At 55.7% G+C, this 20063-nt stretch carries 20 protein-coding genes; 16 read left to right on the top strand and 4 right to left on the bottom strand.

Annotated features, from left to right (window positions below; all coding sequences use genetic code 11):
- Positions 1-60 precede the first annotated feature (60 nt).
- From HMPREF1627_RS08825 to HMPREF1627_RS08855, 8 genes are all read left to right on the top strand, one after another.
- A complete protein-coding gene (locus HMPREF1627_RS08825) occupies positions 61-2460 on the top strand; it encodes a TIGR03773 family transporter-associated surface protein (RefSeq protein ID WP_234305304.1) in 2400 nt (799 codons plus the stop codon).
- Positions 2457-4082: an anchored repeat ABC transporter, substrate-binding protein gene (locus tag HMPREF1627_RS08830; protein WP_052040913.1), complete on the top strand. Its 1626-nt coding sequence runs from the start codon at positions 2457-2459 to the stop codon at positions 4080-4082. Before HMPREF1627_RS08825 ends, HMPREF1627_RS08830 begins: the two co-directional genes overlap by 4 nt.
- Positions 4079-5047 carry a choice-of-anchor M domain-containing protein gene (locus HMPREF1627_RS08835; protein ID WP_034503013.1) on the top strand — a complete coding sequence of 323 codons (969 nt, stop codon included), beginning with the start codon at positions 4079-4081 and terminating at the stop codon, positions 5045-5047. Before HMPREF1627_RS08830 ends, HMPREF1627_RS08835 begins: the two co-directional genes overlap by 4 nt.
- Positions 5047-5802, top strand: coding sequence for an anchored repeat-type ABC transporter ATP-binding subunit (locus tag HMPREF1627_RS08840; protein WP_034503017.1), 756 nt, complete (start codon positions 5047-5049; stop codon positions 5800-5802). The genes HMPREF1627_RS08835 and HMPREF1627_RS08840 overlap by 1 nt, the downstream gene beginning before the upstream one ends.
- A complete protein-coding gene (locus HMPREF1627_RS08845; protein ID WP_034503019.1) occupies positions 5803-6642 on the top strand; it encodes an anchored repeat-type ABC transporter permease subunit in 840 nt (279 codons plus the stop codon).
- 69 nt (positions 6643-6711) lie between these two features.
- The gene (locus HMPREF1627_RS08850) at positions 6712-8256 is read left to right on the top strand and encodes a sodium-dependent transporter (protein WP_034503022.1); all 1545 of its coding nucleotides are present in this window, start codon (positions 6712-6714) and stop codon (positions 8254-8256) included.
- The gene (locus HMPREF1627_RS10260; protein ID WP_081940808.1) at positions 8253-8405 is read left to right on the top strand and encodes a methionine/alanine import family NSS transporter small subunit; all 153 of its coding nucleotides are present in this window, start codon (positions 8253-8255) and stop codon (positions 8403-8405) included. Before HMPREF1627_RS08850 ends, HMPREF1627_RS10260 begins: the two co-directional genes overlap by 4 nt.
- 8 nt (positions 8406-8413) lie before the next feature.
- The gene (locus HMPREF1627_RS08855; protein ID WP_034503024.1) at positions 8414-9175 is read left to right on the top strand and encodes an HAD-IIB family hydrolase; all 762 of its coding nucleotides are present in this window, start codon (positions 8414-8416) and stop codon (positions 9173-9175) included.
- On the opposite strand, the gene HMPREF1627_RS08860 is transcribed toward HMPREF1627_RS08855, so the two are convergent.
- From HMPREF1627_RS08860 to HMPREF1627_RS08870, 3 genes are all read right to left on the bottom strand, one after another.
- Positions 9172-10032 (bottom strand): TrmH family RNA methyltransferase, encoded by an 861-nt coding sequence (locus tag HMPREF1627_RS08860; protein ID WP_034503026.1) that lies wholly within the window; start codon positions 10030-10032, stop codon positions 9172-9174. The two genes, HMPREF1627_RS08855 and HMPREF1627_RS08860, sit on opposite strands and share 4 nt — an antisense overlap.
- 31 nt (positions 10033-10063) lie before the next feature.
- On the bottom strand, positions 10064-10579 hold the full coding sequence (locus tag HMPREF1627_RS08865) for a hypothetical protein (RefSeq protein ID WP_034503028.1): 516 nt from the start codon (positions 10577-10579) through the stop codon (positions 10064-10066).
- Between the two features lie 170 nt (positions 10580-10749).
- On the bottom strand, positions 10750-11367 hold the full coding sequence (locus HMPREF1627_RS08870; protein WP_034503031.1) for a DUF3043 domain-containing protein: 618 nt from the start codon (positions 11365-11367) through the stop codon (positions 10750-10752).
- A 98-nt stretch (positions 11368-11465) separates the two neighbouring features.
- Between HMPREF1627_RS08870 and HMPREF1627_RS08875 the strand changes: the two genes are divergently transcribed.
- The 5 genes from HMPREF1627_RS08875 (at position 11466) to HMPREF1627_RS08895 (ending at position 15728) form a co-directional block, all read left to right on the top strand.
- Positions 11466-12818 carry a M20/M25/M40 family metallo-hydrolase gene (locus tag HMPREF1627_RS08875; RefSeq protein WP_034503033.1) on the top strand — a complete coding sequence of 451 codons (1353 nt, stop codon included), beginning with the start codon at positions 11466-11468 and terminating at the stop codon, positions 12816-12818.
- Between the two features lie 105 nt (positions 12819-12923).
- On the top strand, positions 12924-13772 hold the full coding sequence (locus tag HMPREF1627_RS08880) for a glycerate kinase (RefSeq protein WP_234305305.1): 849 nt from the start codon (positions 12924-12926) through the stop codon (positions 13770-13772).
- A gap of 94 nt (positions 13773-13866) precedes the next feature.
- Positions 13867-14220, top strand: coding sequence for an iron-sulfur cluster insertion protein ErpA (gene erpA / locus HMPREF1627_RS08885; protein WP_034503039.1), 354 nt, complete (start codon positions 13867-13869; stop codon positions 14218-14220).
- 10 nt (positions 14221-14230) lie between these two features.
- A complete protein-coding gene (locus HMPREF1627_RS08890) occupies positions 14231-15202 on the top strand; it encodes an FKBP-type peptidyl-prolyl cis-trans isomerase (RefSeq protein ID WP_034503041.1) in 972 nt (323 codons plus the stop codon).
- 133 nt (positions 15203-15335) lie between these two features.
- Positions 15336-15728: a response regulator gene (locus tag HMPREF1627_RS08895; RefSeq protein WP_034503045.1), complete on the top strand. Its 393-nt coding sequence runs from the start codon at positions 15336-15338 to the stop codon at positions 15726-15728.
- A 4-nt stretch (positions 15729-15732) separates the two neighbouring features.
- Here the strand turns inward: HMPREF1627_RS08895 and HMPREF1627_RS08900 are convergent, their stop codons facing one another.
- Positions 15733-16419, bottom strand: a complete 687-nt coding sequence (locus HMPREF1627_RS08900; protein WP_234305306.1) for a PolC-type DNA polymerase III — start codon at positions 16417-16419, stop codon at positions 15733-15735.
- 13 nt (positions 16420-16432) lie between these two features.
- Between HMPREF1627_RS08900 and HMPREF1627_RS08905 the strand changes: the two genes are divergently transcribed.
- The 3 genes from HMPREF1627_RS08905 (at position 16433) to HMPREF1627_RS08915 (ending at position 19990) form a co-directional block, all read left to right on the top strand.
- On the top strand, positions 16433-17230 hold the full coding sequence (locus HMPREF1627_RS08905; RefSeq protein WP_034503048.1) for a lysophospholipid acyltransferase family protein: 798 nt from the start codon (positions 16433-16435) through the stop codon (positions 17228-17230).
- A gap of 127 nt (positions 17231-17357) precedes the next feature.
- Positions 17358-18572, top strand: coding sequence for a pyrophosphate--fructose-6-phosphate 1-phosphotransferase (locus HMPREF1627_RS08910; protein ID WP_034503052.1), 1215 nt, complete (start codon positions 17358-17360; stop codon positions 18570-18572).
- A gap of 2 nt (positions 18573-18574) precedes the next feature.
- Positions 18575-19990, top strand: a complete 1416-nt coding sequence (locus HMPREF1627_RS08915; RefSeq protein ID WP_034503055.1) for a class II 3-deoxy-7-phosphoheptulonate synthase — start codon at positions 18575-18577, stop codon at positions 19988-19990.
- The last annotated feature ends 73 nt before the right edge of the window (positions 19991-20063 follow it).

A 20063-nucleotide genomic window follows, 5' to 3' on the forward strand; every position in this document is an offset into this window, starting at 1 on the left:
TAGGGCAGGGCCACGCTCTTTAATGGTAATGAGAACGATTATCATTCTAGAGAGTTGGTCATGTCAGCATTGTGCCCTAAGGTAGCGCGCGCACTCATTTCACTATTCGCCGCCATTTCGCTCATCAGCGCCTGGATCTTTCTTCCACCTCCTGCTCAAGCGGATAGTCTTTCCTCCTCCCCAGAGGAACCTCGGCTGGCGAGCGCTCTCCAGGTCACATCCTGCGACAATGCTGGCAATGACAGAAATAGCATTGAGCTGTGTACTCCGGGGGACAATGGCGCGAAGTCGCCTCTTCGAGATGGCGCACTGAGGCTTCAAACAACTCCGGCAGAGCGCGACGGAGAGTTTGGCCTTGCTGAAGGATATGAAATCGGCGTTGAACTCAATCCCTCCCTCTTCACCCAAGGAACTCGCTATCTCATTGAATTGACCACCCATTCTGAGGATGCAGCTGAAGAACAAGGCACTCCCACCGCACTGAGTATTGAAAGCAGTGGGCAACGCCGCTTTGGTACCCCAGTTGAGGAAAATGTCAACGGCGCTCACGAGTTCTACCGAGGCTTTTCCCTAGAAGCCGAGGAAGAAGATCTTGTGTCAGGGCACGTGCAGCTCCGCTTCGCTGACCTTGGTATCCGCTCGCTTCGACTTCGCATTCTTGAAGCGCTCGAGGCAGGTGATCCTTCTCTTATTTCCGAGGCCAAATTCACCGCGAGCATTGAAGCGCCTGCGAGCGTGACGGAGCCGTCCGCTCAAGCCACTGTTCCCTCTCCCCCTAAGACCGCCCAGGAGAAGGACTCTGCTCAAAGTGGCGCCTCCGCTGTGCTCCCGAATAGTCGCGAGGCGCGCGAAAGTGCGGCGGCCTCGGCAATCAGACGTGAAGCGCAACCAAACGTGGAGGCGAACTCAGCCGAGCGCCGTCTCACTCTTGACCACGGGCATATCGACCTCTTCTACATGACGCTCGACGCCCAAGGACATCCTGTTCTGAAAGTGATGGAAGACGTCACCGGATCTGGCGTACAACACGAAGCAGAAGAACTACGCCTTGTCGTTCCTTCTTCGGCGCTCAAACACTCTCTTCCACAAGACATTGTTGCTGGAGGAAGCGGATATTTCCTCCCGCAAACTCAAGACCCAACTCTGCCGTGGCCAGGGTGGGATGTTCTTTCTCTTGCTCCTGCGGGTTTCGAGCGCGTTGAATTTGATGTTTCCTACACAAATTCCAATGGTGGACGCATTTCGCTGTGGACCGAAGACTTTGTCGCAGGGCGTTCGTCGCGACTGCGCACAGGAGGTTACGAATTAGATCCAAACGGGTCGACAATCGTCCAAGATTACCTCTCGCACACTCACGCGAACTGGGCCTTTTCTCAAGCTGGAAGCTACGAGCTGAGCGTTCAAGCACGTGCCTATCGAAACGATGGTTCCTTTGAAACAACGCGCAGTGCTCACTATCTCATTGAGGTTGGCGGCGCCCAGGGCGTGGTGTCTCCGAAGGATTCAAAGACCGAGAGTGGCGGAGTGCTTCCCCCTGCAGTTGATACGGGGAGGACAAACGGCGACGAATCACTTACGCGTGATGCCCCCCAGCGCCTTGGTGCAGAGCGCTGTATTCCCACCCGGATTACTCGCGAAGCAAACGAGGATGAAATTTCACGAATTCGTAGTGATAACGAGACTCCCAACCAAGCAATAACGACCCTGAACGTTCACGTTGGTAGCGAAGGCGGAATTACCGACGGGCACTTTGATCTGGGACCAGCCATTGAAAACGGCCAATTAGTCGCGCGAATTAAAGACGACCGAGCCGTACCTGCAGTGTGGAAAGATCCCGCATCAATGACTTTCGCACTGGGGGAGAAGGCCAAGATCAAGGCTCCTGAGGCGCTCAGCTACGCCGCGAGCGTGGGACAAGACGTATGGATGATCCCCGCCACCCAGATACGAGGCGTTCCGTGGCTCGGAATGAATTCGCAACGCGAAGAAATCGTGACTGAAACCAGCGGTCAGGTCCGTTTCTCTCTCCTTGATGTTCAAGGCCCCGGAAATGTCGCAGTATTTGAGTCGGGAAGCTTGGGCGCAGGAATCGGTACTCACGTTTTCGACGGCGCAGGAACAAGCTATACCCTGCCGGCCAATACTCATGCCCACCAAAACTGGGTGTTCACCGAACCGGGTTCCTACCAGCTGACGATCGCCATGAATGTGACGCCTCGCGGCAAAGACCTGCGCGGAAGTGGAAGTGGTGCTACTGGTTCCTTGATTGCGGCAGGAGGAACGGGGGAGCACGGACGTCCTCTGGTTTACGCAATCGTCGGACGCACGGCCTCGGGACAACCCTGCAGCCTAGCATCAACGGGCGCGGGGACCGCGGAACTTGCCCCGATGATCCTTGCAGCCCTCCTGATCGGATTCGGGTGCATTGCCACATCGACGCATATGCGGGTGAGACGGTGAAGTTTGCACGCTTCGTATCAGCGATTGTCACGTGCGTTCTTGCTGGCGCAGCTGGAGGATGTGCACCGCATAACGATGCTTCATCGCACCGCCTCAGCATTGTCGCAACAACGGGGATCTTGGCGGACTTTGCGCGAAACGTTGGCGGGGAATACGTCGATGTTCATCAGCTCATTCCCAACGGCGCTGATCCGCACTCGTGGGAACTGAGTCTGAGGGGTATTCGCGATATTGCCTACGCGGATATTGCGGTCACGAACTACCTGATGCTGGAGGATCATTCGGTGATTCGTGCGCTCGATGCGAATCTTCCCAAGGACGCTCTCTCGCTGTCCCTTGCGGAAGAAAGCGCGAAGTTTGGCGGGACTCTCATTCCCCTTGTAGAAGATCGCTCCCTTGATACCCCCTGGCTCGGAATGCGAGTCTATGGTGATGGAAGCCAGATCGGGGCAAAACGGTCATCCCAGGTAGAACTCTCTGTCACTGGTATCGAGGGACCGGGCCATGCCAGTGCCTACATCACGACAAGTTTCGGAAGTCCTGAGATTGCTTTCGCTTCGCGTGATGGTGTTGATACCGGGAATCATTGGGAAACAGATACCTCAATTCTGCCCGTTGGGGCACACCAGCACATGAGCTGGGTTTTTACTCAGCCCGGTATCTACACTCTGCATCTGCGAGCTCGCCTGCGCGTCACTCCGGATGCTGAGCCGATCGAGCTTCCCCCCTCACACGTGACCTTCGCCGTGGGGATCGATTCGGAAGAAGTTGCTCGCGAACGTGGGCTTTTTCTTCTCCGACGAGGCCACAGTGACATCACCGTGGACCTGCAGTCGCGCGCGTTGACCCTGATGGTTGACCGAGAAAAAGACGGTGGAGTCCCTGAGGGCGCGCCACTATTGGAAACGCCCGAGACGGGCAACGGGCTTCCTTCACCCCTTGCTTCTCTTGACCTTAAGCGGGTGCTGATCGATGTTCCTTCACGCACCTTGCGTGAAATTCCCAAAGGCAGGGGATGGGAATTCATCGGATCGGGGGATGGCCAAGCCTATGTTCTGCCGCAAGCAGTGCTGGGCAAACACGTCCACGGCGATATTGACCCACATGCATGGCATGACATTCACAACGCCCAGGCTTATGTGCGAGTCATTGAAAATGCCTTATCGACGCGTGACCCCGAGCATAGCGCGCAATACGCAGCCAACGCCTCGGCCTATATCGCCAAGCTTGACGAGGTCGACCGTGAGTTCGCACAGGCAATTGCGAAGATTAATCCACTTGATAGGAAACTTGTGACCACTCACGACGCCTATGCCTATTTGGCACGTGCGTATGACTTCGAAATTGCTGGCTACCTGAGTGCTCAAGACGGTAGCGAAGCCTCGATTGCAGACCGCAAACGCGTTGCGCAGACCTTGAAGAACATGAAAATTACCGCGGTCTTCTTGGAACCGCAAAAACGCAGCCGTCATCCCGTTATCGCTCAGGTTGCCGAAGAGAGCGGTGTTCAGGTCTGTGGGCTTTATGGAGACACCTTGGACGGACAAGCTCCGACGTATATCGAGATGATGCGTGCGAACGCCCATTCTTTGTCGCAGTGTTTAGGAAAGGACCATTCATGATCAACAGCACGGGGCATGTGCGTTCGACACAGGGCATAATGGCGCTTCTTGTCGGTATCGGGCTGAGTTTTGGTGTGGCACTGTCGGCACGCGCCGATGACTCGTTAACTCAACATGTGGACTCTTCAGAACAAGTCGTCCGAGAAGAAGCAGTTATTGAACGTGGTCACGTTGACTTGGGGCCAAAGATCGTCGATTCGAAACCGGAGATTCTGGCACGTGACGATTCCGGTGAGACCCCGCTTTGGCGCCCGCTAGACAACCTTGTATTTCGCGTGATGGATTCGGGTAAGCTCCAGGTACCTTCCGACCCGAGCTATTCATTCCTCCACGCACGCGAAGGAGAGTCATACTGGGTTATTCCACAAACTCAAAACCCCAATGTTGTCTGGTTGGGATGGAATACTCAAGACCCGGAACTGATCAAAGTGATGGGCAATGGTGCGACGATGACCTTGGGGAATCTCCAGGGCCCGGGTCAAGCATGGCTCTTCCTTCAAGACGGGGCTTTTGGAGCACCGACGGTCTTGTACGACTCGACTGCTTCCTCTCAATCCGATATCTGGGTCGAAGCTAATACTCATGTTCATGCGAACTGGGCGTTTTCTGCCCCCGGCGCGTATACGCTCAGCGTCCGCTGGTGTTTTGGTGACAGCAACTCTCCGCAGTGTGTAGCCGACACTCTACGATTCGTCGTAGGCGACGAGGCCAAGGTTGAGGAAGCCCGCGCGCTCACGACCACTGCGCTCGCGGCCTCGTCAAAGGCCAACAAGCAACCTAGCGCGCACGAGGATGCGCGCCAGCAAGGGGGAAATAGAGAGTTCTTCATCTACGGAGGGATCTGCCTTGTCTTGGGTGTGATCACCTTCGTTCTTGTTGCTCGTCGTACAAAGAGAACGCAGGCACAGATTGAGGAGGCGCGCGAGGAAGTTCGCCGTGGTTTCGGGTCGGAAAGCGGTGCCTGATGGAGTCTGAGAACGCTGTTTCGGCCCTCGACATTAGTGACCTTGATGTCTCCTACCCCGGGCGCGAGGTACTCAAATCGGTCTCACTCACTGTTGCTCCCGGAGAATTTTGCGCACTGATTGGTCCCAATGGCGCCGGAAAAACAACTCTTTTACGCGCAATCCTTGGTGCGATCCCATCTCGCTCGAGGCGCATCACCTCAATGGGGGCACCACTACAGCCCCGCGCAGTCGGCTACGTTCCGCAGCGTCATGAGTTTGCATGGGATTTTCCCATTACGATCCGTCAAGCTGTCCTGAGCGCGCTTGCTCCTCGGATAGGTTGGGGACGTAGAGCTCGCCTCGATGATCATCGTGCGGTTGAAGAAGCACTGCATCAGGTTGGCTTGGCGCAGCTGGGGGAGCGAGTCATTGGTGAGCTATCGGGTGGTCAGCGCCAGCGCGTTCTGGTTGCTCGGGCTCTTGCGCTGCGTCCGCAGTTGCTATTGCTGGATGAACCCTTTACCGGACTCGATATGCCCACCCAAGAAAGCCTGATCGATGTCTTTCAAGGGCTTGCGCGCACGGGGTGCGCAATTGTCATGACGACCCACGACATTCTTGGCGCAATCGATGCGTGCGATCGGCTTTTCTTACTGAATTCGACGGTTATTGCCTCTGGAAAACCGGAGGATATTCGAGATCCTCAGGTGTGGATGCGTACCTTTGATATTCGCCCCTCGAATCCCTTGCTGAAAGTCCTCGGGGTGATGTGAGTGCTGAGCATTATCGATTTTTTCAACGATTTAACGAACCCTGCCTTAGCCTTCTTACCGCGTGCAGTGCTTGTTACATGTGTTGCTGCATGTGTGTGCGCAGTAGTTGGCTGCCATGTTGTTTTGCGGGGAATGTCATTCATTGGAGATGCCGTAGCACACTCCGTATTCCCTGGTCTTGCCATTGCCTTCGTCTGCTCGGGATCGCTGGTGCTGGGAGGAACGCTTGCTGGCGTTGGAACTGCTGTGCTCGTTGCACTTCTTTCGCAAAATAGGCGTTTGAAGGAAGACTCAATCATCGGTGTTCTCTTCGTTGGAGCCTTTGGTCTGGGCTTGGTCATTATTTCCTGGGCTCCGGGCTACGCTGGCTCTCTCCAGGACTTCCTCTTCGGCTCACTGACGGGGATCCCAGCATCGGAAGTACCTTTTGTGCTTGTAGCATCCGCGCTGATCTTGGGAGTCTTTGCCTTCTTTCATAAGGAGATCGTTGCGGTCAGTCTTGACCGGGAAAGTGCGCGAGTCTCTGGATTGCCGGTAATGGCTCTGGATCTATTGGTCTATATCAGTGTTGCTGGCGCAGTCGTGATTTCCGTTCAGATCATCGGCAATATCTTGGTCCTTGCTCTTCTTATTACCCCAGCCGCCAGTGCACGTTTGCTGATGAACTCTTTGCATTCGATGATGTGGGGAGCCATCACTATCGGTGTCCTCAGCTCGATCGTCGGAATCTACGTGTCGTGGTCCTTAGACCTGCCCGCCGGTGCTTCTATTGTTTGCGTGGTAACCGCGGTTTTCGCTGTTTGCTGGGGATATCGAGCTATTCGTGTTCGTTTCGCATGATGGAATAAAATTGCCCGGAGCATGAGACGTTACTAGGTTTGGCCCTGTATAAGGGAAGGAAACGTCTACATGAGTACAGCAGCACCAACTGCAAAACGACGCACGCGCGATACATGGACCAGTCAAACTGGTTTCCTACTGGCAGCAATCGGTTCCGCGATTGGTTTGGGCAATATTTGGCGATTCCCTGGTGTTGCCTACACCAACGGCGGAGGAGCATTCCTTGTTCCTTACCTTGTTGCCCTGCTTTTTGCCGGTATCCCGATCCTGTGGCTTGAATACGCCGTGGGCCACAAGTTCCGTGGAACGCCACCGTGGGCATTTCGTCGTATGAGCGTCAAGGGTGAATTCCTTGGCTGGTTCTGTGTCTTTATTTGTTTCGTCATCATCACCTACTACGCCGCTGTTGTCGCGTGGTCGAGTAGCTACGTTGTTTATTCGATCAACGAGGCCTGGGGAAACGATTCGAAGACCTTCTTCCTTTCGTCCTTCCTTGGAACCGTGGGATCCAAGGAATTTTCGTGGACGCCGGTCCTAGCTGTTTCTGTGCCGCTCCTCCTTGTGTGGGTGTGCATCCTGCTGATTGTCTCCTTCGGCGTCTCCAAGGGCGTTGAGAAGGCGAACAAGGTCTTCCTTCCCTTGCTTGTCGTCCTCTTCTTGGCACTCGTTGTGCGCGCACTTTTCCTTCCCGGTGCGCTTGAAGGGCTCAACGCTTTCTTCACACCAAATTGGAGTGCCTTGACCGATTCCAAGGTGTGGATTGAAGCATTCGCGCAAATCTTCTTCTCGCTCTCCGTCGGCTTCGGCATCATGCTGACCTACGCCTCGTACCTCAAGAAGAAGTCGAACGTGACCGGCACCGCTCTGGTCGCGGGATTTGCAAACTCTTCCTTTGAGATTCTTGCAGGTATCGGCGTCTTCTCAGCCCTTGGCTTCATGGCTCACACGCAAGGAGTTGCGGTTTCTGAACTTCAGGGACTGAGGGGTCCGATCCTGTCCTTCGTAACATTCCCGAAGATTATTTCGATGATGCCCGGTGGGCCTCTCTTCGGTGTTCTCTTCTTCTCCTCACTTGTCTTGGCGGGTATCACCTCCTTGCTCTCGCTGCTTCAGGTCGTTTCGGGCGCACTCCAGGACAAGTTCGCGATGCAACCAATTAAGGCCTCGCTGGTCATGGGAATCCCGGCAACGGTGATTTCACTGGCACTGTTCGGCACCCGTTCAGGACTCAACACACTCGATATCGTCGATAACTTCATCAACAACGTCGGTGTCGTTGGTTGCGCGGTCGCAATGACGCTGTTCACTGCCCTTGTTCGTCCGCGTCTGGCGGGGCTGCGCAGACACCTCAATTCCGTTTCTGCCCCGGCGATCCCGCCCGTTTGGGATTTTCTGGTTGGAATCGTTATTCCCGCCGTTCTCACATTCATGCTCATTTCTTCACTGATTAAGAGCTTGCGAAATGGGTACGACGAATACGCGACCTACTTAGTGACGATCTTCGGATGGGGATCGGTGGCAATTGCCCTCATCGCCTCTGCGATTCTCACTCTTGTTCCCTGGTCGCATCCTCAGCGCACCTCGACAACCCCCACTGATCAGGAGATGGCATGAACGCCGTTGCTATTATCATGATGCTCGTCACCGTGCTTTTGGTGTGGGGAGGACTTGTTGCTTCACTCGTGATGCTTCGACTCCTGCCGACTCCTGGCGAGGACGAGGCTGAAACAACCGCTCCTGTTACGGAGCCCAACTCACGATAGGGGATAGCGTGCGCCTCGTAGCTTTCGACCTTGATGACACATTGGCTCCTTCGAAGTCCGCGCTTCCATCTGCGATGGCTCAGCAACTACGCGCACTTTTAGATGTCGTTCCTGTGTGTGTCATTTCAGGTGGGGAGTTCGGCCAATTTCGCGCACAGTTGCTGGAGAATCTGGACGCAACTTCCGAGCAGCTCTCGAAACTTCACCTCATGCCAACCTGCGGTACGCGTTACTATCGCTGGAATGCAGATCACTCCAACTGGGATCAGGTCTATGCGAATGATCTGAGTCAGGACGAACGCGAGCGTGCAATCAAGTCGCTACGCCTGCGCGCTCATGAACAGGGAGTGTGGGAAGCACAGCCATGGGGCGAGATCATCGAAGACCGAGGATCACAGATCACTTTTTCTGCCCTTGGCCAGCAGGCTCCTCTCGAGGCGAAACGCGCATGGGATCCTAGCGGAGACAAAAAACGTAAGCTGCGGGACGCTGTTGCTTTGGACGTTCCCGATCTTGAAGTGCGTGCAGGCGGTTCAACGTCGGTCGATATCACCCGCCGTGGAATCGACAAAGCCTATGGAATGGCAAAGCTTGTTGAGATGACGGGGATTGCCCCACAGGACATGCTCTTCATTGGCGATCGCCTTGACGAGGCAGGCAACGACTATCCGGTTAAGGCCGCAGGGTATCCAACGCGTCCTGTTTCCGGCTGGGAAGAGTGCGTCGACGTTATTGCTCAGATCGTTTCTGAGCTTTCTGAGCGAGCTTAGTTCCCAATTGTGCGTGTTGCCCACAGGGCAACCGCACTTGCTGCTGCGACGTTGAGTGAATCAACCCCACCCATCATGGGAATTCGAACAACGTAATCAGTCTGGGCAAGTGTGCTCTTTTTGAGGCCGTCCCCCTCGGTGCCCATGATGAGTGCGAGACGTGCGTCTGGTGCGGTCATCGCCGGCATCGTGATGAATTCGTCGAGGCTTACAGAATCATCACTCAATGCAAGAGAAGCAAGGGTAAAGCCTGCGGCGTGTAATTCATCTTTTGCCGGCCACTTGTCGAGTCTGGTCCATGGAACTTGAAACACGGTCCCCATGGATACTCGTACTGAGCGCCTGTACAAAGGATCTGCACACTGCGGCGTGACGAGCACGGCATCGGCGCCCAAAGCAGCAGCACTTCGGAAAGCCGCGCCGACGTTCGTATGATCGACCAGGTCTTCCAAGATCAGCACACGCTTGGGGCCTTCTCCCAAGGAACTCAGCAGCTCAGTGACGGCTTGGAGCTCAGGGCGTTGCATTGCCGCGAGCGCTCCGCGGTGGAGGTGAAATCCCGTAATCGATTCGAGTAGCTCTTCAGGAGCGATAAAGACGGGAGTGCCGCCGCCGTCGGCTGCGCCGAGGAAGTGTTCAAGAAGTGGCTCAAGATCGGGGAGCCAACGGGGTGCCATCATCAAGGACCGTGGGCGATGTCCTGCCTCAAGAGCGCGAATGATGACGTTCGTGGATTCTGCCATGTATAAGCCGCGCTCAACTTCCAGACTTTTACGCAGGTTGACGTCCGTCATGGAGGTGTAATCGGCAAGACGAGGGTCATCTGGTGCGGATAGGGCTGTCAGTTCAATGAGCATTCCTTCATTGTGCCACGCCTGCTAGTTCGCATCAGTCCCACCATAGCCACCAACCGGGACCGTGAGCCTCGTCCATACACGCGATCGGTTCGCATTCGTCCGGCCTGCAATAGCCATCGAATCCCAATCGCTCTTGAAGGCGTTCCCACACACCATCTTCGTAGATCAGTGCCCAGGGAGAGTCCTGATAGTCGCGAGCTGAGGAGTCCTCGATGTACACGGAATCGATGCTCATTCGTTCATCCCATCGCGGAGAAAGAACCAGATAACCTCCGAGGAGTACATGCGAATCGGCGAATGCTGCCTCAAAGAACAAATCGAGCGGCGGTGCATTGTTTTGACGATCTGCAAGGTTATCAACGGGGAGAAGTGGGCGTACTTCCTGTGCGATACGTCCGTTTACACCCGAAAAACGTGCAAAGTCTGCACAGATGCTGGGGGAGTCAACATAGGGACGCATGAGTTGCAAAATGCCATTGTCTTCGATCCAACCGGAAGCTCCGTACAGGCCGCTCGTTGGTAGTGACGCAAGAGAATGGGATGCCATCGGAAAGGTCCTTTCGTGAAGAGTGATGGCATCAGTCTGCGCTTGCGCACAACTGCGCTGCGGAGCGCTGAACAAACCTGTGGAAAACGCCGATAGGAGTGCAGGCTGTGGATAAAACTGGTGGGTATCAGCAACAGCTGATACCCACCACTCAAAAACCTAGATGTCGGTTACCTCGTTGGGAACTGCCCACGAGCAACCTGCGGGCGAGGCGAACGCCATGGGCGAAGCATAATTGCCCGCGAAAAAACATAGAACCACATACGGGGCGGGATCTTTTCACGCGGGTGAACTTCACCAAGCCTGCGCTTAATCTTCCGCCAGACCATCGTGGACTCAACGATGGCAATCAAGAACAGTCCGTACATGATCAGCATGACGATGAAGAGTGCGCGCTGAGCAAGATCTGAAGTTGACGAGAAGAACGACACCGCGAAGAAGACGACAAAAAAGACGATCATCACAGGAAACACGAATTCTGATGCCGAGCGACGAGCGTCGATCCAGTCGCGGGTAAAACGCTTGACTGTGCCCTTGTCACGCAAAGGCATGTAGCGTTCATCGCCGGTAACCAAGGCTTCTTGCTCGAGGCGGTCGCGTTCAGCTCGCATGGCACGTGCGCGCTCACGTGCAGCCTTCTTTGCTGCTTTACGATCAGCGACGATCAAGGAGTGATCATTACGGGCCTGCGCAGCCTTGCGCGTAGGAGTCGGACCGCTCTTTGTACGGTCACTCGCAGCGCGAGTTTGAGGCGTTTCTTCGGGTTCTGACTTCTTTGAACTCAACACGCTTCTAAGGGTAATAGATAGCAGAGTCGATCGGCACATTGACCAGGCCTTAACCGCGCACTGATACAGGTCGTCTCAGAAGCGATACGCTTGGATACATGGCTATTGACGAACTTCGTGAGCGCCTCGACGCGCTCTTCCCACAATTGGTCGACGAGCTTTCACAGCTTGTTGCAATTCCTTCGGTTTCTTCCGATCCCTCTCACAACGCTGACGTTGAACGCTCGGCTGAACATATTCGTTCTCGTTTCGAGGCACTGGGTCTGGATGCCCAGATTCATTCCGTCACCACTCCTGAGGGAGTACAGGGCAAGCCCGCAATTCTTGCACGCTCTGCACATATTGAGGGTGCCCCCACGGTTTTGCTCTACGCGCACCATGATGTCCAGCCCACGGGCGACCTTGCACGTTGGCACTCTGATCCTTGGAAGACGGTCGTCAAGGGCGATCGTATTTATGGTCGCGGCACGTCAGATGACGGCGCAGGTGTCATCGTTCACCTTGGTTCTTTGTCTCTCCTGGGCAAGGAGCTGAGCGCGAACGTCGTCGTGTACATCGAAGGCGAAGAAGAGATCGGTTCGCCCTCCTTCACTCACTTCCTTGAGACCTACCGTGATCAGCTCGAGGCAGACGTCATTATCGTCACCGATTCTGACAACTGGAAGGTTGGAGAACCCGCAGTAACGACCAGCTTGCGGGGTAATTGCGCATTTACCGTTGACCTGACGATTGCCGATCACGCGGTTCACTCGGGAATGTTCGGCGGCCCAATGATCGATGCTGCCACCTGTGCTGCTCTGCTCGTTTCCTCCCTCTACGACAAGGACGGAAATATCGTTGTTGAGGGGCTGGGCGGCGACGACCACGCCGAGGTGGATTGGCCCGAAGACGAATTCCGGGCAGCTAGCGGAATGCTCGATCAGGTGCGCCTGGCCGGAAGCGGTGATTTGGCAGCACGTACGTGGACAAAGCCTTCGGTGTCACTGATCGGATTCGATACGACTTCGGTTGCGAACTCCTCCAATACGATCATTCCTCATGTTCGTTTCCGTCTGTCGATGCGCACAGTGCCCGGCGTGGACCCGCGTCAAGCAATGGAAGCGATCGAGAAGCACTTGCTTGAGCATGCGCCCTTCGGTGCTCGCGTGGAGATTTCTGATCGAGATCTTGGCCCCGGCTACCTTGCCGACGTCGATTCTCCGGTTTCTCATGTCGTCAAGCAGGCCCTCACTGATGCCTGGGGCGTTCAGGCCGTCAATATTGGTGTTGGCGGTTCGATTCCCTTCATTTCGGAGTTCCAAGAGACCTTCCCCCACGCGCAGGTCGTTGTCACTGGCGTTGAGGATCCTCTGACAAACGCGCACTCCGAGGACGAGTCTCAGTCGCTCTCTGACCTGAAAGCTGCTGTGCTCGCCGAGGCCTTGGTGCTCACACGCTTGGCGCGCAAGTAAGTGGGTCGAGTCTTAATTTCGGGGCATTGGGGAGGGGATCGTAATCCTCTCCCCATCCTCGATTTACTTGCGCGGGGTTTTCAATCCCTTGCGCCGACTTGGCAGATGCAATGTGCCCCCTTTGGCCCTGGGCGCGCCTTTGTCGAGGCCATGCGTTCCCACGCGGGTATTGCAGTGCTTTCAACTGCCGAGGAGGCGGACCTAAGAGTTTTAGGCGCGCGCTATCGCGACGCGATTCTTGCAGGAAAGACTCCTGTTTTGGAAGGTGGGCATCTCGCGCATACCGACGGGGGAGTCGCCTTTCTCGAGGGGCTTTCAGGGCTCAGTCGCGCGGATTATTCTGACTTCGACCGTTGGTTTTTCTCCGCGATCGAGCAGTCACGAGTATTGTGCAGGCGCGGCGATTTCTACGCTGCTTTTTCGAGTGCGAGGCCTCTCTTTGGTCCCTCGTCGACGCTTGCTCTTAATCCCGACCTGAGCCTGCGAAGCGATGCGGATGCGGACTTTAATCGCCAATGGATGCGCCTCTTGCACCAAGTTGCACAACCGTATCTTCCCCTTCAAGGCCAGCCGGCCTCGTTAGTGGAGCCGGGGCGGATCGCAGGATCAGGGGCAAGCGGGGGAGCAGGTGCTGTGATCTCAGCGTTGGGAGGAAGGCTGATCTCTGATGGGGATTTCCTTGCCTACCATACGCATCTTCAATCCCTTCTTGCTGAGGTCGACCTCGTGATCATTCTTGAGCCCGAACTGCACTCTCCGCTCCTTGCTGAGTCGACGCTTCCAACGCTTACCGAGGCCGCGGCACATTTTGCGCTTCCCGTTCTCGCAGTTGCTCGGAGTTCATCGCTTTCAGCTCATGAGCGAGCCGAATGGGGCATCCATGGAGTGTTAACTGACGAAAATGAGGATTTTGAAGCTCTTGGCCAGCGAGCGGCGCGAACATGGGCGAATTAAATGAGGCCTCGCTCTCAGCTTAGAAAATGGCGTCAATCCATGACTAGCCGTAGGCTAGAACCATTACTGCAAACCCAACACATGAAGGAGCAGCATGTCTGAGAACACCACTGAGACTGCAACCCACGAGGTCATCTTGACTGATGTCGCCGCACAGAAGGTCAAGAGCCTTCTCGAGCAGGAAGGCCGCGATGACCTTCGCCTGCGCGTCGCGGTCCAACCCGGAGGCTGTTCCGGACTCATCTATCAGCTCTACTTTGATGATCGTTTGCTTGATGGTGATGCCGTTCGCGATTTCGACGGCGTTGAGGTTGTCGTTGACCGCATGAGCGTTCCCTACCTGGCGGGAGCAACGATCGACTTCTCTGACACCATCGAACGTCAGGGATTCACCATTGACAACCCCAATGCGCAGAACACCTGCGCATGCGGCGAATCTTTCGCCTGATCGGAGAAAAGTGAAGAAGCTTTCTGTTTTCGGTGCCCTGCTACTGAGCTGCACTCTTGCGCTGAGTGCCTGCTCGGGGCAAGCCAAGAACTCCCAATCGGCCTCGGCGAGTGCTTCAACAAGCGCGTCTTCGTCGGCTTCATCTTCAGCAGGTGCGCCGAAGGTTGATCGCTCCGGTCAAGGAAATTTCCCGGAGGTTACCGGGGGATTCGGTGAAAAGCCGGAAATTAAGGCCGGATCAGGATCGGTTGGTGACGCCATTCTGGTGAAAACCCTGCACCAGGGTAATGGCGCGACTGTCGGCTTGGATGACATCGTTCAGGTGAACTACGCGGGCGCTCTTTTCAAGGATGGAACGGTCTTTGACTCTTCCTTCGCTGATGGACGCACCCCGATTGCCTTCAGTCTGAATCAGGTTATTAAGGGCTGGAAGTACGGCCTTGCTGAAGCACACGTCGGTGACCGCGTTGAACTCGTTATTCCGTCACAGTGGGGATACGGAGCTAAAGGTGCAGGTTCGTCGATTCCGCCAAACGCTGATTTGGTCTTCGTCGTCGATATCTTGGGTACTGTTAATCCCTCAGACACTTCGGCATTGACCAAGGCAACACCTACTGGAAATGAACTTCCCGCAGGTATTACCGTGACCGGCGACTTGGGAAGCGAACCGAAGATCACTTTCGGTGTAAGTGCCCCCACTGCAGACGCCAAGATCGTCATCGCGGAAGGCAAGGGCGAGAAGGTCACTATCGGCTCAACCGTTGTTTACCAGGCAGTCGGCGCCACTTTCGGTGCCGATAGCAAGACTCAATCCAGTTGGAGCGAGGCTGGCGGTCAAGTCACGACTGTTGCGCAGGGGAACCAGCTCGTCGACTTCACCGCTGGTTCACGTGTACTTCTTGTCGGCGCAGGAAACACAGCTCAAGGCGCGGCTTCTCAGGCAGTTGTCGTGGATATTATCGCGGTGATTCCCGCGAAGTAATTTTTCGCGGCAAAGGCCGCCTGTCGCCTGAAAACAGAGCAAGTGGGGAGTTGGAAAACCAACTCCCCACTTCCGCATTCAAAAGTGGTTAGAATACCCTGAGTAACGATTTCTTAGCGTTGAGGAGCGCATCGTGAGTGAAACGCCTGTGAAGGTCTTGGTATTCAGTGATAATTCGTCCACTCGCCAGGCAGTGATCACAGGCGTCGGATTCAAGGCCTCGAAAGATACTGCTCCCATTGAATGGCTTGAGGCTGCCACCTCTTTCGGTGTTTTTGAACTTGTCGATTCCCACGATATTGCCGTTCTCGTGCTTGATGGAGAGACACAAAAAGAAGGCGGTATGTCGGTCGCTAAAGAACTGGCAAATACCCGTGAGAACCTTCCGCCGATCCTCATGCTCACTGCGCGTCCGCAGGATCAATGGCTCGCGACTTGGGCTGGTGCTAGCCGAATTGTGAGCGCACCTCTCGATCCTCAAGAGCTGCAAGAGAACCTCGCCGAATTACTGCGCGCTCGCCGCTAAGCGCTCAAAGAGTAGGTTGGTCTAGAGGGACCAGAGGATAGGCAGGGGAAGCAAAGTCCAAAGGTTGTTTTCCCTGCTCATCGATGAGGGTAGATAGCTCGTAAAAAAGAAGGCCTGTGGCTAGCGCATCGTCTAATGCACGATGCTGGCCGCCTCCCAATTCAAAGTGCTCGCGCAGGGTCGTTAATCGGTGGTTTTCAACTGCTGGTTTCGGCAAAGCATAGCGAGCTAAAGACAAGGTGTCATAGGGGGGAAGCGGCGGGAGAATACAGCTGCACTGCTGTTGGGCACGGGCCAGAAAACCCCAATCAAAAGCGACATTATGGGCAATTAATCCTGCAATCTTCCGTTTTTGACACGCCACTTCAATCCAGCTGCTAAAACGCGGGAACACCGCATGTAAATCCTGAGCTTGTGCGAGGACCTCATCGTTTAATCCCGTCAAAGAAGTAATAAACGCCGGGAGGGGACGGCGAGGATTGACGAGAGCTGAAAAACTATCAATAACCTGCTTCTCTTCGTAGATCACGGCCCCGATTTCGATAATCGAGTCCTTGGCACCGAGCCCCGTCGTTTCAAGGTCGACGACGAGCCATGCAGACTCCAACCACCGTGGAACCATTGCGGAAAAACTAGGCTCGGGCTGTACAGTAGAACCATTGACCATACCGACGATGCTAGCGGTTGACACCGGTGGAGGAAACATGGGTCTGTATCAAGCCTTAAAGCTGACGGGCACTCCGATTCTCAAAGCTGCTTACCGGCCCTGGATTCGAGGGAAAGAGAACATCCCCGAAACAGGTCCCGCGATCTTGGCATCGAACCATAACGCCGTGTGGGACTCAGTGTTTCTCCCCATGATGATTGACCGTGAGGTTGTCTTTATGGGCAAGGCCGACTACTTCACCGGGACCGGGCTCAAGGGCTGGGCAACGAAGGAATTTATGCGCGCCGTTGGCACTATTCCTGTTGATCGCAGTGGTGGTCGAGCCTCTGAAGCCGCGCTCAAAGCGGGCCTCAAGCGTCTTGGCGAAGGCGAACTGTTCGGGATCTATCCTGAGGGAACGCGCAGCCCAGATGGGCGCCTTTACCGTGGGAAGACCGGAGTTGCGCGATTGGCGCTGCTTTCCGGAGCGCCCGTCATCCCCGTTGCGATGATCGGAACACATGCGGCTCAGCCAATCGGGCAGAAGATTCCTTCGCGAACCAATATCGGTATGGTGATCGGCGAACCCCTCGACTTCAGTCGTTACAAGGGCTTGGACCGCGATCGTTTTGTCCTACGTGCCATCACCGATGAAATCATGTACAACCTCATGCTTTTGTCAGGACAGGAATACGTCGACCTGTACGCCGCGGATGTCAAGGCCCAGCTTGCTGCAGAAGGTGCCTTCGACGGACCTGTGCCTTCGAATGGAAAGACTGCACCCGGCGGGCGAGTTGCCCCCGACGTTGAAGTTCCCACTCCAACGGAGGAAGAACTTCACGAGGAAGAAAACTGAGCAAAGCCGGAGTTGCACGCTTGTCACCTCTCATGGACCGATAAAGCGAAGTAATCCCGCACTCGATAAGATAAGTACGTGGCGCAGATCGTTTTGATGTGCGCGAAGAAGACTGAAAGGTTTACCCATGACGGTTCGTCGTGTTGCCCTCTTGACCGCTGGTGGCTTTGCCCCTTGTCTTTCGGCCGCTGTTGGTGATCTCATTGAGCGCTACACCCAGGTCGCTCCCGAAGTAGAAATCATCCTCTACCAGTACGGCTACCATGGCCTGCTCACCGGCAACTACGTTGTCGTTGATGAAGAAGGACGTCGTGACGCAGCGGTTCTGCGTGAGTTCGGTGGCTCTTCGATCGGTAACTCTCGCGTCAAGCTGACCAACGCGAAGAACCTTGTGGAGCGCGGCCTCGTTGAAGAAGGCGTCGACCCGCTTGCTTTCGCTGCTGAACAGCTGCGCAAGGATGGCGTCGATGTCCTGCACACCATTGGCGGCGATGACACGAACACGACCGCTGCAGATCTCGCTGCCTACCTGCATGAGCACAACTACGAACTGACCGTCGTCGGTCTGCCCAAGACCATCGATAATGACGTGATTCCGATCCGTCAGTCCCTGGGTGCATGGACGGCAGCAGACGAGGGCGCACGCTTCGCATTCAACGTGATCGGCGAGCACCGTTCGAACCCCCGTATGCTCATCGTCCACGAGTGCATGGGCCGCAACTGTGGTTACCTGACCGCAGAAACCGCACGTCGCTACCATGAGCTGCTCCAGACAAAGCGCTGGGCACCTTCACTGGGACTCACCCGCGAGCGCTGGGATGTCCACGGCGTCTACGTTCCCGAGGCAGCATTGGATATTGCCGGGGAAGCTGCACGTCTGAAGGCAATCATGGACGAGCAGGGCAATGTCAACATCTTCCTCTCCGAGGGTGCTGGCCTGCCTGAAATCATTGCCGAGATGGAAGCTAATGGTGAAGAGGTTCAGCGCGATCCCTTCGGCCACGTCAAGCTTGACACCATCAACCCCGGCCAGTGGTTCGCTCGTAAGTTTGCGGCTCTTATCGGTGCCGAAAAGGTCATGGTTCAGAAGTCGGGTTACTACTCTCGCGCGGCTGCAGCCCACGAAGAAGACCTTGCTCTGATCAAGCAGATGTGTGACCTGGCAGTCGAGTGTGCGCTGCGCGGCGAGAGCGGCGTTATCGGCCAGGATGAAGAGAACGGTGACAAGCTTGCAGCCATCGCGTTCCCGCGTATCGCCGGCGGCAAGCCCTTCGATATTACTCAGCCGTGGTTTACTTCTCTGCTCGCTGAACTCGGTCAGCCCTTGGCTCCGGCACAGTGACCATGAGTTTCTCTACTCATCCGGGGCGCGGCGATTTTTCGCTGCGCCCCGGCGCACCTGACCTCTTTGCACCCACGGCTAACGAAGATGCTGCGCCTTGGGAAGCGTGGCGTCTGCGACGTGCGCTTCAACAGCCCACGTATCCTGATGCGGATGCGCTTAGCACGGTTCTTGCTGAGCTCCGTCGCCAGCCACCCCTGGTTTTCGCCGGTGAAGTAGATGATTTGCGCGCCGGATTGGGCGCGGCCTCGCGCGGCGAAGCTTTTGTGCTCACCGGCGGTGACTGCGCAGAGACCTTTGCCGAGGCCACTGCCGACCACCTGCGTTTAAAGATCCAAACCCTCCTGCAGATGGCAGTTGTTTTGACCTACGGAGCGTCGCTGCCTGTAATCAAGATCGGACGGATTGCGGGGCAATACGCAAAGCCTCGTTCGGCTGATATGGAAACACGGGATGGAGTAACGCTTCCTTCTTACCGCGGTGATGCGGTGAATTCCTTCGAATTTACGCCTTCATCGCGCGAACCAGATCCTTCGCGTTTGCTTGACCTCTATCACCATGCCGCTTCGACGCTCAACCTGATTCGCGCATTTACGCGTGGTGGTTACGCTGATTTGCGTCTGGTGCACCATTGGAACAGGGGCTTTACTGCGAATCCAGCGTATGCGCGCTATGAATCCCTTGCCGAGGAGATCCACCGCGCGGTCAAGTTCCTCGAGGCCGCTGGTGCAGGTTCTGCAGCGCAGATGCGCAGCGTCGATCTCTTCTCCTCGCACGAGGCTCTGCTTCTTGAATACGAATCGGCAATGACTCGTATTGACTCAAGAACAGGGGACTCATATAACACCTCGGGACACTTCCTATGGATCGGCGAACGTACACGTGGAGCAGACGATGCACACGTTGAGTTGCTTTCCCATGTGCGCAACCCGATTGGCGTTAAGCTTGGGCCTTCGACAACTAAAGACGATATGTGCCGTCTGATTGACCGTCTGAACCCTGAAGGCGAGGAAGGCCGACTGACCTTCATTACCAGGATGGGTGCGGATAAGATTCGCGACGTTCTTCCGCCACTGCTCGAAGCGCAATTGGCTGATGGTCGTCCAGTGACCTGGGTGACCGACCCGATGCACGGGAACACGATTACCTCGTCTACCGGCTACAAGACTCGCCGTTTCGAAACGATCATGGACGAAGTCACGGGCTTCTTCGAGGCGCATCGCCAGGTCGGGACGGTTCCGGGTGGTATTCACGTTGAACTCACCGGAGATGATGTCACCGAGGTCTTGGGCGGATCTGAGCAGCTTGATGAAGAAGCTCTTCGTGATCGCTATGAAACTTTGGTTGATCCGCGTCTGAACCACCAGCAGTCCTTGGAAATGGCTTTCCAAGTCGCTGAGTATTTGAAGAAAGAGTGAGGCTCACTGACCTGAGCACTTCACACCGGCATAAAGTTTGGGGGAGGAACCGTTGGTTCCTCCCCCAAACTGG

This window comes from Actinomyces sp. S6-Spd3 (assembly GCF_000758755.1).
GTDB lineage: Bacteria > Actinomycetota > Actinomycetes > Actinomycetales > Actinomycetaceae > Pauljensenia.

Excerpts from the sequence above, each read along its gene's own strand:
- HMPREF1627_RS08850 (WP_034503022.1), top strand. The coding sequence starts at position 6,712 with ATGAGTACAGCAGCACCAACTGCAAAACGACGCACGCGCGATACATGG.
- HMPREF1627_RS08865 (WP_034503028.1), bottom strand. The coding sequence starts at position 10,579 with ATGGCATCCCATTCTCTTGCGTCACTACCAACGAGCGGCCTGTACGGA.
- erpA (WP_034503039.1), top strand. The coding sequence starts at position 13,867 with ATGTCTGAGAACACCACTGAGACTGCAACCCACGAGGTCATCTTGACT.
- HMPREF1627_RS08875 (WP_034503033.1), top strand. The coding sequence starts at position 11,466 with ATGGCTATTGACGAACTTCGTGAGCGCCTCGACGCGCTCTTCCCACAA.
- HMPREF1627_RS08915 (WP_034503055.1), top strand. The coding sequence starts at position 18,575 with ATGAGTTTCTCTACTCATCCGGGGCGCGGCGATTTTTCGCTGCGCCCC.
- HMPREF1627_RS08860 (WP_034503026.1), bottom strand. The coding sequence starts at position 10,032 with ATGCTCATTGAACTGACAGCCCTATCCGCACCAGATGACCCTCGTCTT.
- HMPREF1627_RS08905 (WP_034503048.1), top strand. The coding sequence starts at position 16,433 with ATGGGTCTGTATCAAGCCTTAAAGCTGACGGGCACTCCGATTCTCAAA.
- HMPREF1627_RS08835 (WP_034503013.1), top strand. The coding sequence starts at position 4,079 with ATGATCAACAGCACGGGGCATGTGCGTTCGACACAGGGCATAATGGCG.
- HMPREF1627_RS08840 (WP_034503017.1), top strand. The coding sequence starts at position 5,047 with ATGGAGTCTGAGAACGCTGTTTCGGCCCTCGACATTAGTGACCTTGAT.
- HMPREF1627_RS08910 (WP_034503052.1), top strand. The coding sequence starts at position 17,358 with ATGACGGTTCGTCGTGTTGCCCTCTTGACCGCTGGTGGCTTTGCCCCT.
- HMPREF1627_RS08825 (WP_234305304.1), top strand. The coding sequence starts at position 61 with ATGTCAGCATTGTGCCCTAAGGTAGCGCGCGCACTCATTTCACTATTC.
- HMPREF1627_RS10260 (WP_081940808.1), top strand. The coding sequence starts at position 8,253 with ATGAACGCCGTTGCTATTATCATGATGCTCGTCACCGTGCTTTTGGTG.
- HMPREF1627_RS08880 (WP_234305305.1), top strand. The coding sequence starts at position 12,924 with ATGCAATGTGCCCCCTTTGGCCCTGGGCGCGCCTTTGTCGAGGCCATG.